The 13,008-nt window shown below is 40.6% G+C and carries 14 protein-coding genes and 1 riboswitch; of the genes, 11 read left to right on the top strand and 3 right to left on the bottom strand.

Going from position 1 to position 13,008, the window contains the following annotated elements; translation table 11 throughout:
* Window positions 1-13 precede the first annotated feature (13 nt).
* Window positions 14-502, top strand: a complete 489-nt coding sequence (locus tag DP120_RS06765) for a hypothetical protein (RefSeq protein ID WP_133257373.1) — start codon at window positions 14-16, stop codon at window positions 500-502.
* A gap of 128 nt (window positions 503-630) precedes the next feature.
* Here the strand turns inward: DP120_RS06765 and DP120_RS06760 are convergent, their stop codons facing one another.
* Complete coding sequence (locus DP120_RS06760; protein WP_112223270.1) at window positions 631-1,419, bottom strand: lipid II flippase Amj family protein; 789 nt, start codon at window positions 1,417-1,419, stop codon at window positions 631-633.
* 348 nt (window positions 1,420-1,767) lie between these two features.
* Window positions 1,768-1,868, top strand: a riboswitch (TPP riboswitch).
* Between the two features lie 105 nt (window positions 1,869-1,973).
* Between DP120_RS06760 and tenI the strand changes: the two genes are divergently transcribed.
* From tenI to DP120_RS18675, 10 genes are all read left to right on the top strand, one after another.
* Window positions 1,974-2,579 (top strand): thiazole tautomerase TenI, encoded by a 606-nt coding sequence (gene tenI, locus DP120_RS06755; protein WP_112222883.1) that lies wholly within the window; start codon window positions 1,974-1,976, stop codon window positions 2,577-2,579.
* 33 nt (window positions 2,580-2,612) lie between these two features.
* Complete coding sequence (thiO, locus tag DP120_RS06750) at window positions 2,613-3,740, top strand: glycine oxidase ThiO (RefSeq protein ID WP_112222882.1); 1,128 nt, start codon at window positions 2,613-2,615, stop codon at window positions 3,738-3,740.
* Between the two features lie 13 nt (window positions 3,741-3,753).
* Window positions 3,754-3,957, top strand: a complete 204-nt coding sequence (gene thiS, locus DP120_RS06745) for a sulfur carrier protein ThiS (RefSeq protein ID WP_112222881.1) — start codon at window positions 3,754-3,756, stop codon at window positions 3,955-3,957.
* A 2-nt stretch (window positions 3,958-3,959) separates the two neighbouring features.
* On the top strand, window positions 3,960-4,727 hold the full coding sequence (locus DP120_RS06740) for a thiazole synthase (protein WP_112222880.1): 768 nt from the start codon (window positions 3,960-3,962) through the stop codon (window positions 4,725-4,727).
* The gene (locus DP120_RS06735) at window positions 4,724-5,743 is read left to right on the top strand and encodes a thiazole biosynthesis adenylyltransferase ThiF (RefSeq protein WP_112222879.1); all 1,020 of its coding nucleotides are present in this window, start codon (window positions 4,724-4,726) and stop codon (window positions 5,741-5,743) included. Before DP120_RS06740 ends, DP120_RS06735 begins: the two co-directional genes overlap by 4 nt.
* Window positions 5,744-5,833: 90 nt before the next feature.
* Window positions 5,834-6,586, top strand: a complete 753-nt coding sequence (locus tag DP120_RS06730; RefSeq protein WP_112222878.1) for a 3-oxoacyl-ACP reductase — start codon at window positions 5,834-5,836, stop codon at window positions 6,584-6,586.
* Window positions 6,587-6,666: 80 nt separating this feature from the next.
* The gene (locus DP120_RS06725; protein ID WP_112222877.1) at window positions 6,667-7,974 is read left to right on the top strand and encodes an NtaA/DmoA family FMN-dependent monooxygenase; all 1,308 of its coding nucleotides are present in this window, start codon (window positions 6,667-6,669) and stop codon (window positions 7,972-7,974) included.
* 373 nt (window positions 7,975-8,347) lie between these two features.
* A complete protein-coding gene (locus DP120_RS06720) occupies window positions 8,348-8,764 on the top strand; it encodes a MarR family winged helix-turn-helix transcriptional regulator (RefSeq protein WP_112222876.1) in 417 nt (138 codons plus the stop codon).
* Entirely contained in the window at window positions 8,755-9,105 is a 351-nt protein-coding gene (locus DP120_RS06715; RefSeq protein ID WP_112222875.1) for a DUF3147 family protein, read from the top strand. Before DP120_RS06720 ends, DP120_RS06715 begins: the two co-directional genes overlap by 10 nt.
* 354 nt (window positions 9,106-9,459) lie before the next feature.
* A complete protein-coding gene (locus DP120_RS18675) occupies window positions 9,460-10,281 on the top strand; it encodes a helix-turn-helix transcriptional regulator (protein WP_240611983.1) in 822 nt (273 codons plus the stop codon).
* Here DP120_RS18675 and DP120_RS06705 read toward each other — a convergent pair.
* Complete coding sequence (locus tag DP120_RS06705) at window positions 10,222-11,424, bottom strand: MFS transporter (RefSeq protein ID WP_240611982.1); 1,203 nt, start codon at window positions 11,422-11,424, stop codon at window positions 10,222-10,224. The two genes, DP120_RS18675 and DP120_RS06705, sit on opposite strands and share 60 nt — an antisense overlap.
* A 315-nt stretch (window positions 11,425-11,739) precedes the next feature.
* Window positions 11,740-12,990, bottom strand: coding sequence for an MFS transporter (locus DP120_RS06700; protein ID WP_112222873.1), 1,251 nt, complete (start codon window positions 12,988-12,990; stop codon window positions 11,740-11,742).
* Window positions 12,991-13,008: the final 18 nt, after the last annotated feature.

Below are 13,008 nucleotides of genomic sequence, written 5' to 3'. Positions count from 1 at the left end.
TCAATACTAGGAGTTGAAAAACCCAGTGTATCAAAAAGTAACTGTTGAACATGTAGAAGAAATTGATAAGGATTTATGTTTTTCTCTTATTAATTTCGATACGGCATACTACTGTAATTTTGATGATAGAGTTGACGTTAGAGCATTATTAAAACAGATAAAATGCGATAATCTAGTAATTGGAATAGAAACACATAATTTTTTCCTGGAAAGTCTAAATTCAGTTATTGCTAGTTCTCATTACAGGATTAGAAAAATCAATAGCAGAGTGTCGTATATTGAGATTTACGTGAAGAAAGAGGAGGCGGTTGAAAATCAAGCATTGCTAGCTTTTTTAATGATGGTTGCGGAGACCAACGATTTTGTCTTTATTGCAATAGATCCATATATAGGGATAGATCTATATGATATGAAAAACAGAAAATTACAAGTGAATACAAAATGGGCGAACATTTTTATAGTTTATAATTACGACGCGGATAGCTTAATAATATTTAAATAAGCTTTTTTTAAAGTTTAAAATCTTGAGGTTATCGGAAGAATAAAGGAAGACTGAATGCAAGGTTATAAGCATCCAGTCTTCCTTTATTTATGGAGATAATTTTTGAAAAATATCCTGTATTTATTGAATTACACAATAAATTTCGTGAACCAGGCAATGTATCTTGCCCCGGGTAAAAAGAATAATTGAGCAAGTAAAGTACCCAGTAATCTGGAAGCAATCATCATTACAGCGATGCTTTTAAGATTCAGGTAACTGCCGCGGCGATTGAGGACATCATCGGCTAACACAGAGATTTTCGGATCGACGAAAACAATGAGGAGGATAGTGGCCAATCCATTGATTAGACCAGAAGCCATGATAGCTGTAGCAGCTCTTTCGGGAACGATGATGGCTGCATAAAGCGCAGAAAGAACGCCGATTGTATAAACGGCGGTAATGATCATATTGATAAAAAATAACTGAACGGGAATATCTTTTAAACGGAATCCCTTTAAGTAAGACAGCTTTGGCAGGTGAATATGTCCGATTCCTCTTCTTAAATAGCCTAGACTCAATCCTTTTTTGACCAGTCCAGGTATAGATCCTCTTTCGGTCGATAGGTGAATGATTGCACGCGAAAAGATAGAGATGAAAGTCGGGAGCAAAAGGATTCCTAAAATCGTTCCAATCGTAGAAGAACCGATGATAATCCGGTATTGTGCTTCGACGAATTCAAATGTATTCGTCTCTGGAGCAGAGTCAATTAAACTTCCGGTAAATGGCTGCTGCATCATATTTGCCAAACGGGAAACCATTACCATGACATTGAACAAGGAAAGAGCAGATGCCAGCAGGCGTACCCTTACTCCAGATAAGCGAACGGCATAGGCCAATGTTTCGATGGAGTGGATGATCAGAACGAATAAAGCAATCATAATTAATTTCTCTGTAAAAAGTTCCAAAAGAAAACCTACTTTTATTTTTATCCTTATATTACCATAGTCATATAGTTTAAAAATGAAAAGTGGAAATATTGATTGCTAAATTGAAATTTTAGTTGATGTTTGGTATTTCAAGGAAAGAATTTTTTTAGAAGACTGTCTTAATAACACTTGAGGGGTTATCGGAAGGAATGAATCGGAACTTTGGTTTCTTTCCTTCCTTTTGTTCGTATAAGTGTACTTCTACAAGTGGTGGTATTTAATTAACAATATTTAGAAAGAACTGGATAAATTTCGAGAGAGATGATACGCTTACTTTAGATATTCCAAAAAAACTGAATATAAAAACACTAGGGGAGTCTTTTAAGACTGAGATGGAGAAATCCGGACCCTTTGAACCTGATCTAGTTGAAACTAGCGTAGGGAAGTGGTTGCTATGTATTTTATCTATTCCTAAAATATAACCTAAACCACTCCATCGCTGGAGTGGTTTTTTTATTTGGTAAGTATTTTTTTATGCACTAGAGAAGGATTGAAGGAGAACATATATGAAAACTAAAAAGTTGCATATTATATCAACAGGAAAACAAAAGCCGGAACAATTAGCAGAGATTATCGGTGTGATTCATCCTTACATCGATTTCATACATCTTCGCGAGAAAACGAAAAGAGCAAAAGAAGTATATGAAATGGTGGAGCTATTAGCGGACAAAAAAGTTCCCCTTTCAAAAATAATGATTAATGACAGGGTGGATGTTGCCTGCGCTTCGAATGTAAAAGGAGTTCAATTAGCCTATCATTCATTGCCTGTTGAAATTGTAAAACGAGAATTTATGGATTTGACAGTTGGTTGTTCTGTCCATTCCATCGAGGAAGCACAAATTGCCGAGCAACAAGGTGCTGATTATGTGATTTTCGGCCATGTATATTCAACTCAATCAAAACCAGGACTGATTCCGAAAGGGATAGAACAGTTATGGTCCGTTTCTGAATCAGTTTCTATCCCAGTTATTGCGATTGGGGGAATAACACCGACAAATAGTAGGGAAGTTATCGAAGCGGGAGCACAAGGAGTCGCTGTAATGTCGGGCATATTGGAAGCGGAAGACCCTTTGGAGGCGGTAAAGCAATACCGTAGTTATTTATCTGAATAATATTTTGCTTGCAACGGTTAAGGGGGATTTTTAATGAATAAAACTTATGATGCCATTGTAATCGGTGGCGGAGTCAATGGCGGGGCGATAGCTTTTAATTTGGCGAAAAGAGGGATGAAGGTTTTGCTGTTGGAAAAAGACCGGCTTGCAAGTAAAGCATCTGGAGCGGCAGCTGGAATGTTGGCCGCACAAGCGGAGTTGGACGGAGAAGGGGCGTTTTTTCAATTAGCCAGAATTAGCAGGGGAATGTTTAGCAACTTAGCAGATGAACTGAAAATGAACAGTGGAATTGATATTGAACTTGTGAATAAGGGGGTGCTAAGACTTTCCTTAACTGACTGGGAACAGCAGGAGCACCGTCGGATCATTGAAGTCCACAAACAGAACGGGGAATTGGCCGAGTTACTTACAGGTGAAGAAGCAAGAGAAAGAGAGGCGGCATTGTCTTGTGAGGTGATGGGAGCCATGTACCTTGAAAAAGATGGCCAAGTAGCAGCTCCTCAGCTGACTTTAGGATTTTTAAGATCTGCATCAGCACTTGGATCCGAAATTAAAGAATATGTAGAAGTTCATTCTTTTTATTTCTCAAACGGGAAAATTACCGGTGTCTCTACGAATGAAGGCGATTTTATGAGTGCCAATGTTGTAGTAACAGGGGGAGCTTGGAGCGAAAAGCTGCTAAGAAAGACGGGGTTACAGCTTGAAACCTATCCAGTGAAAGGTGAATGTTTTTCTGTGCTTGCCGAGTCCCCTTTGTTGACCAGCACCATTTTCTCGCACAGCTGCTATCTTGTTCCTAAAAAAGGCGGAAGAATCATTGTAGGAGCAACCGTTATACCGCATACATTCAATCAGCAAGTCACTGTAGAGGGAATTTCTTTATTGATGGAAAATGCAAAAAAACTGGTGCCTTCTATAGTTCAAGCCGAGTGGGAAGGAGCTTGGACAGGGATTAGGCCTCAAACTGCCGATGGCTTGCCTTATTTAGGCGAACATCCTGAGTATAAAGGTTTATTTATAGCGACAGGTCATTATAGAAATGGTATTTTACTGTCGCCGATAACCGGAGAGGTGATGGCAGATTTGGTTGAAGGGAAAACTCCTTCAATTGATATATCCGCTTTTCGTGTCGATCGATCAATCAAAAAACTAATCCAATAATGAGGTGAAGAAAATGGAATTGACGGTTAATGGAAATCAAATACAAGTACCCAACACAGTGAAAACAGTAGCTGGACTGCTGCAGCATTTTAAATTGCACCATAAAGTAGTCATTGTTGAAAGAAATGCTGAAATATTAGAACAGGCGAAGCATACAGAAACCTTGATTTTTGATAAGGATAAAATCGAATTAGTACATTTTGTAGGAGGCGGATGAATATGTTACAAATTGGAAATAACGAATTCTCATCAAGATTGTTATTGGGTACTGGTAAATATCCGGATTTTGATATACAAAAAGAAGCGGTAGATGTGTCCGCCACAGAGATTCTGACATTCTCAGTCCGACGAATGAATATATTTGAAGCCAGCCAGCCGAATTTTCTGGAAAAATTGAATGTTTCAAAGTACACCTTACTTCCGAATACAGCCGGTGCCAAGACTGCCAAAGAAGCGGTCCGTATTGCAAAACTGGCTAAAGCATCAGGTCTTTGTGACATGGTTAAAGTGGAAGTGATCGGTTGCCAAAAAACGTTGCTGCCGGACCCGGTTGAAACGTTAAAAGCATCAGAAGAGCTCTTAAAAGAAGGGTTTACTGTCCTGCCGTATACATCAGACGATGTTCTGCTGGCGAGACGCCTCGAAGAATTAGGCTGCCACGCCATAATGCCCGGCGCATCTCCCATTGGCTCTGGCCAGGGAATCATCAATCCATTAAATCTTTCTTTTATCATTGAACAGACGAGTGTCCCTGTTATTGTCGATGCCGGAATTGGAACTCCTTCTGACGCTGCTATTGCAATGGAAATGGGAGCGGCTGGCGTCTTGTTGAATACAGCAGTATCAGGAGCGAAAGATCCCGTGAAAATGGCAAATGCTATGAGACTTGCGATTGAAGCAGGAAGGCTGGGTTTTGAAGCAGGACGAATTTCGAAAAAACGGTATGCCACTGCCAGCAGTCCGGGTGAAGGGGTGAGCATCAGTTGAATGGACGTTACTCACGGCAGGAGCTCTTTGCACCGATAGGGACAGAAGGACAAGCGAAATTGAGGAACAAGCATGTTTTAATCATCGGTGCTGGTGCATTGGGAACTGGCAGTGCCGAAATGCTGGTTCGGGCAGGTATAGGTAAAATAAGCATCGCGGACCGGGATTATGTAGAGTGGAGCAACCTTCAGCGCCAGCAGCTTTATACCGAAGAGGAAGCGGAACAGCGAACCCCAAAAGCAATAGCGGCTAAAAAACGGTTAAAGGCCATTAATTCTGAAGTAGAAATTAGCTGTCATGTCATGGATGTCTCGGTTGAAGAATTGGAACGGCTTGTGGAGAATGTCGATTTGATTCTCGATGCAAGCGATAATTTTGATATCCGGATGATCATCAATGACATTTCTCAAAAACATCGGATTCCTTGGATTTACAGTGCATGTGTTGGAAGTTATGGCATCAGTTATACGATTATTCCAGGTGAAACACCATGTCTGAATTGCCTGCTTGAGAATGTGCCAATGGGAGGTGTTACATGTGATACCGTTGGAATCATCAGCCCAGCTGTCCAAATGGTTATATCTTTTCAAATGTCAGAGGCGTTAAAGATTTTAGTCGAGGATTCACTTCATTTAAGAAATAAGCTAGTCTCATTCGATCTCTGGAAAAACCACCATTCATCTATTAACGTCGACAAGATTAAAAAAGCGGATTGCCCTTCTTGCGGAACGGACCGTTCTTATCCTTATCTTTCTTTCTCAAAACAAACAAAAACTGCTGTTTTATGCGGAAGGGATACGGTTCAGATTAGTCCTTCCCAACCGATGGAAAGAGACTTGGAAAGCTTGGATAAGGCTTTGTCCAGACAGCAAGGAAAGGTTTTACGTAATCCATACCTGCTATCTTTCTCGACTGCGGAACATCGCCTTGTCATTTTTAAGGATGGCCGTGTTTTAATTCATGGAACGAAAAGCATTTCTGAAGCAAAAACTTTATACCACCGTTATTTAGGTTAATATGCCTTTATCGTAATGTTTAAATTTGCGTATATATTTAATACTTTACTATTTAAGTTTTAGGAAGACTAAAAATTAGGAGTGGTCACTATGAAGAGAACAGTATTGGTAACAGGGAGCAGTAGAGGTTTAGGAGCCTCTATTGTAAAAACGTTGGCACAACAAGGGTTTAAAGTGGTTATAAACTATTATAAGAGCGAAAGTGCCGCTGAAGAGCTTGTTTCTGAGCTAGGTAAAGAGAATGCTATTGCAATTCGAGCTGATGTCACAAATCGTAAAGAAGTTGATGCCATGGTAAAGAAAGCAACGGAATATTTTGGTCAAATAGATGTTGTAGTTAACAACGCATTGGTAGACTTCAAATTCGATCCAAACAAACAGAAATCCTTTACAGACCTTAATTGGGAAGATTATCAAAAACAGCTAGATGGTACTTTGAAAGCAGCATTTAATATAGTTCAAAGCGTTATGCCGCAATTTATGGAACGACAAAATGGAAGTATTATCAGCATCGGAACCAATTTATACCAAAATCCGGTAGTGCCGTACCATGAATATACAACAGCTAAAGCTGGATTAATTGGTTTTACACGTAATATCGCTTCTGAACTGGGACAATACGGCATCAAAGCAAATGTAGTTTCAGGTGGCTTATTAAAAACGACGGATGCCAGTTCTGTAACAACCCCTGAAGTATTCGATTTAATTGCTCAATCAACGCCATTGAAAAAAGTAACGACTCCGGAAGATGTAGCTAATATGGTCGCTTATTTATCTTCAGAAAATGCTGACGGTATTACAGGACAGAATATTACAGTCGATGGCGGTTTGACAATGAACTAATGACTTCATTTGCAATAGATAGTTTTTATTAAAAAAGACTATTGAAACAGTCAATCATGAATTAGGGAGTGACGCAGCAAATGAAAGCAGTTCAAAGGAAGCAGCTCCACTTAGGGGTTTTGTTGTATGGATGCGGACATCATCAGGCCGCCTGGTTAATGCCTGATTCTAGCGTTGAATGCATTGGAGAAATTTCTTACTACCAATCCTTGGCACAGCTAGCTGAAACGGGTTATTTTGACGCTGTATTCTTTGCCGATAATCAATCATTTCTCGCTAATACCCCAACTGAAATGCCAGCTTTTTGGCTAGATCCATTGGTCAATTTAACCGCTATTTCGCAAGTGACAAATTATGTAGGACTAGTTTCAACTATCTCAAGCACTTTTTCAAATCCCTTCACAGCTTCACGACAACTATTAAGCCTGGACCACATTACCAAGGGCCGTGTTGGATGGAACCTCGTTACTTCGATGAAGGATGAGGAAGCATTGAATCATAGCATGAGCGAACTGCCTCCACGCGATGAACGGTATGAGAAGGCTGATGAATTTGCTGCATTAATGCATAAGCTATTTCTCTCCTGGGACAGCACCGAGGTGCTGAATAATCGGGAAGATGGACAGCTGATCAATCCTGTAAACATAAGGCCCTTTAACCATATCGGTAGCTATTTTAAAGTGAAGGGTCCTTCAACAACACCCAAAAGTCCGCAAGGAAGACCAGTCGCCATGCAAGCAGGGGCATCTAAACAAGGGATAGCTTTGGCCGCAAAATATGCAGATGCAGTCTATTCAGTGTCGTGGAATTTAAATCAAGCAATAAAGTACCGCAAAAAGTTAGATGAACAGCTTAAGCAAAACGGATCCTGTAATCGACATATTAAAGTATTTCCCGGCTTGGTCACTTATGTAGGAACTACTCATGAAGAAGCTCTTGCCAAAAAATCCGCTTTAGATGAGAAGTTGCCTATAGAAACGGCTTTAAAGCAGTTGAGTTTCTTTCTTCAACAAGATTGTACTAATTGGGAAATCAATCAGATAGTACCTTCATTGCCACCAGTAGAAGAATTTACAGGTCCAGTTGGGCGGTATGAAACAATACTGGAAATCATCAATGATACTCAACCCACAGTAAAAGAACTGTTGGGATATCTTAATGCAGGTGGGGGTCATTTTACGCTGATCGGCACTCCCGAAGAAATAGTGGACAGGATGGAGGCTTGGCTTGAAGCGGGTGTGGCTGACGGATTTAATCTTATGCCTCCTACATTACCTGGCAGTTTAGAAGATTTTGTTGAACTAATTGTGCCTGAAATGCAAAAAAGAGAGATTTTTAGAAAACGATATACAGAATCTACTTTACGCGGGCATTTAGGATTAAAATAATGAATTTGTTTAAAGTGACTGAACTAGAGAGAGAAATCGCTTAAAAAGGGCCAAGGCCAGGGCATCGGATGAAACAGCCTTTGCTGTAAAATGAAAAAAGTGGAAAAAGGTGCTTGGCAAACGGCATCTTTAAATACCATTCACTGCATTTTTTATTTGCTAAGACAATTTTTTAATGAGGAAATTGGTTTACATATCATAAGGTTGTCAGAAGAGAAGAAGCTCAAATATGAGTTTCTTTTTTTGTTTGGGCAATTGTACTTTTACGAAAGCTTTAATAGTTAATTATTGTTAACAACAAAATACGTTCTTTTATTATATCGTATGTTACGATATAATTATCACATGAGATGTAATAGAAGGGGTGCAACTGATGAGCAGTAATGTAAAAAGATTAAATGAGTATTGGACGGATATTTATTTTCACATGCATTACCCGCATAAAGAAAAGATTTCCCACCAAGTGATTCGTATTCTGCAGCTTGTCGAGAAAAAAGAAGAAGTCGGAGTAAATGAAGTGGCAACTTATCTTCAAATTTCTCATAATACAGCTTCCGAACATGTGAAACGAATGGTAGAGAAAAACCTTCTATTTAAAGAAAGGGATTTGCTGGATGAAAGAAGAGTTCTGTTGCACCTAACACAGCCGGGAAAAGAAGTGTTGCATCGAAATACAAGCCTAGACGAAGAGAAATTGGAACAAGTCATGAATCAGTTAGCGGACAAGGAAAGAGCAGTTGTAGAACAGGCTTTCAAACTATTAAGTGAGCAGGCCAAAACATGTTTGTAATAATGAAGATCATTGCTTCAGCAATTGTAATAGCTATTGTAACTGAAATTTCCAGAAGATTTCCGTCATATGGAGGAATCGTGGCAGCTCTGCCACTGGTGAGTTTGCTAAGCATCATCTGGCTTTACGTTCAAGGGGAGCAAGCTGCCACTTTAAGTAAGTTTGCTTTAGGCGTATTATGGGGATTTCCAGCAACTGCTGTCTTATTAATTATCGTTTATATCGCACTGCAAAATTCCGTTCATCTTTTTCTTTCCATTGCCTTAGGTGGATGTGGCTGGCTGCTGTTTTTAGTTCTTCAAAATTTTTTATTAGACTATGCTAGAGATATTTTCAGCTAATGGATTTAATCTGCTGCACCTTAAAGAAGTAGGGTAGTTGCTCTGCGAGTAGATAAAAACCAGACCTATGGATGAAACAATTTAGTCTGATTTGAGCGTATAGTTACATTAAATAAAGATAAGGGAGATGGAATTGATAACATCATCAGTTTCTATGGCCTTACTCCCAAGGGGGAAACGTTCCAATAAAAAGTTCATATTTGTTTTCTGATTACCAGATTGACACTTTGGCCAGCATTCCCGTGCCGCCTACCGTAAATAAATGTTTCATTTAAATCATTCCTTTGCTGAGTGAAATGAGGTTCTCTCATATAATTTTATTTTCTGATGAAACTGCTAGAAAGGATTGAATAGATGAAAACTTTATTGGAAGCGTCTAATTGTTTATTGTTATCTACCGATCAAAAGAAGTCGGAAGGTCTTTGGCGGAACGATCCCTGCTATAAATTCCTGTTTTCGCTGAAAGGCTCCATGAACTACCAGAGCAGCCGAAACGCTTTTTCGTTAACGGAAAATGAGTTTATAGTGTTCAATCCCCATGAAGAACATCGTCAGCTTGCTGTAGAAGATCATAAATTCTTGGTTGAACTGGATGTGGCTTTTCTCAACGAAGCAACTGCCGCCATTTCGAGCATTCAAGAAGATTTTTTCTTTGCACAAACGACGCAAAAAAATGCGCTTGTAGCGCAATGGGTTCATTTTGTTCAGCAATACTCGCTATTGGAAGGAGAAGCTGGGAGCCAGTCTTCTGAAGTTTTCTTGGAGCACAGCTTTGCCCAACTCAGTCTATTGTTGGCTAAGTCCGCTATTGGAACACATACTTCTGACTTGATTACGGACCCATTTCATGCGGTGCAGCCTGCCCTTGTTCAAGTGATGGCATCTTTAAAAGACGATTATCAACATGCCTGGACCTTAGAAGAAATGGCGGCCCTGCTGGGTGTCAGCAAATTTCAATTCGCTCATCTGTTTAAGGAAAAGATCGGTGTTTCCCCGTATTCCTGGCTTCAGCTCTACCGGTTGGTCCGAAGCCAGGAACTGCTTTTGCATACAGAGCGAACCATTACGGATATCGCCTATAGATGCGGCTTTTCTTCCGTTGGGGTTTACAATCAATTATTTAAACGCCTCTACGGATTTCCGCCGAGCTTTTTCCGTGAGCGTTATTCGAATTAAATAAAAGAAAGCGCAAACGACCATCATGCTGCCACAGAAGACAAAGATTGCCCTGATTTCGATAAAAGAAGCGAGCGCGCCAAACAACATGAGGGAAATGACATTGGATCCATAGAGAAGGAATGCATTAAAACTGAATGCCCTGCCCAGCTTTTGAGCTGGAACCAATGTCTGAATCAAGTAAACACGGGAAAGACTGGAGATCGGCAAGCCGGCTGCCGCAATCAGTACACCCAGAAAGTAAAAAGGCAGGTGGGTGGCGAACCCTAATACTAAGATGCCCATTCCCCATACAACAGAGCCAGCCAAATAAAGGCTGAACGTCAGTTTTTTAAAGAAGAACGGAATGATCACATTGATGAGGATGACCCCAATGCCATACCATCCCAATAAGAGAGTGTAAAATTCTTCTCCTTGGCCCGGGTAATGTTGCAGAAGAAGCAAGAGCAAACCGATTTGCCATACCCAGGTGTTGAAAAAGACCATCAGAAACGTCACCAGAAACAATCTTTTTATTGTTCCTTCATCTTTTACCCACAGAAAGAACGCCACAATGGACTGGAAAACTCCTTCTTTTTTGTTTTCTAATGCATGCTCCTCGCTCAGCGGTTCAGTCCAATGGATTTTTAAGATGAAAAGCACGCTCAGCATATACGTCAGCGCATCAATTGAATAAAAATGGATGGTTTGCCCGGCACTCAACATACTGATACTGAAAATAGGAGTAAGTACCTGAACACCTCTTGTCACCGTATCAAGGAGACTATTGACCGTCGTTCGATCATCAACGGGGGTGACGAGGGGCAAAACGGCACGGTATGCAGGGTTATAAAAGCAACCCAGACTCTGAATTACGAAACTGACAATTAGTAAATGCCAGAAAGCTAACATTTCAAATTGATAGAAGACAACCAGGGAGAGAATTATGGGAACGCGAATAAGATCGATCCATAACAGCAGCCTTTTTTTCTGCACACGGTCCGCAACCGCACCACCAATTAATCCGAACAACAAGTAAGGGGCCGCCTGTGAAATGGCAATCACCGTAGTCAGGCCAGCTGATTGCGTCAAATCATAGGAGATAAAAAGAAAGGCCAACCCTGCGAGGACATTTCCCAGCTGTGAAATGCCAGCGCCTGCCAAGTAATAGAGAACATTTTTATTTTTTAATACATTTCGATACATCGTAACCACCTCATGTACAGGTTACGCCGCATTTTTGGAAGCATCTATATGAATCTTGCTGTTATCACTAACAAGATTCAATCGGTTGGTTATCATAGATAATTTTAGCAGTTTGATTGGTTTTAAGTTTGAATTTTCATATAAGGGACTATCAGAAGTACAAGTACTCAAAAATACATAAATATAGAAAAAGGGAGAGGATACTTTGATAAGTACCTCTTCCTTTTGGTATTGGTTGTATATCTCAGAAAATGCGGGGAGTAACGCTTACTTTTAGTCTACATTCTTGATAACTTTAGAGCGCAAAAGATAAATAGCGGCGATTGCAAAAATTAGTATACCGCACAGCAACATGACATCGGAAATGGAGAACTGCATGACGAGAGCCAGCGATACAAACGCGTAAGACAGGGGAACGAGCCCATTGGAAGATGCGTTGACCAAACTCATTACGCGACCAATTTTATTGGAATCGGACTGTGCCTGGATTGTGGAAATAAGTGAGACATTGATAAAAGAAGAAAGAATGCCCATCAGTGAAAGCAAAAGAATCCCTTGCCATAGAAAACCAATTTGACCCAGGAAAGTTAAACAAATCCCCAATATACCAATCATCACCAACATGGTTAATCCGCGTTTTTTTTGTAAATTCAAAATACCTACCAGAATGGCGCCGGCCAGCATCCCTCCTTGATAAGAACTTTGCAGGAAACTTAAATCCAACACTTCTCCTTTAAGAACACTGTCCACCAGCAACGGAATTCCCATTAGCAACGGACCGAAAAAGAAGAAGTTGATGATGATTAAGATCAGAAGCATGTTCTTTAGAAAGGGCATCCCCCATACATAGGATAATCCTTCCTTTAGCTCCGATTTCGTAGAAGATTTGGTAACAGCTGCAGCTCTATTTTCCTCTTTGATGAGCGCAGAGAACAAAAATGTCAGCAATAAGAAGCCGGCAATCACTGCAAACAGTAAACTGAACGAGCCGAATGAAAGAATCCAGCCGCCCAGCATCGGACCGGAAAAAAGCGCGATTTGGTTAGAACTTTGAATAAAGGAATTCGACCGGGGAAGAACCTCTTTCGCTACGACCGATGGCAGGAGCGAGGTATTTGCCGGAGAGAAAAAAGCATCAACGATGCCGAAACACAGGGCAAAAAGTATGAGTGGCCAAAGGTCGAGCAAGCTGAGCTGCAACAGGAAGATCATGCCGAGTACCAAAAGGCAGCGAACCAAGCTGGAGATCAGCATGATGCGTGACCGCCGGAATCGGTCTGCCCAAACCCCGCCAATCGTCATAAACAGGACCCTCGGCACCATCGTCACCATCATGACGATACCCAAGGCGCTCTCTTTCTCCAATACGGTGATGACGTACCACTGTTCTGCAAACAAATACGTCGATAAGGCGAGAAAAGAAGCAGTACTGGAAAGCCAGAGAAAAATAAACGAACGGTTGTTAAACAAGCTTGGAACAGACTTTTCCTGCACAGACGCTTCTGCTACTTGGTCAATTACCATGGGAGTTCTCCTTTCACC

The organism is Planococcus halotolerans, from assembly GCF_003289955.1.
GTDB lineage: Bacteria > Bacillota > Bacilli > Bacillales_A > Planococcaceae > Planococcus > Planococcus halotolerans.
The sequence above is the reverse complement of the archived record's forward strand: the minus strand, read 5'-3'. Positions and strand labels throughout refer to the sequence as shown.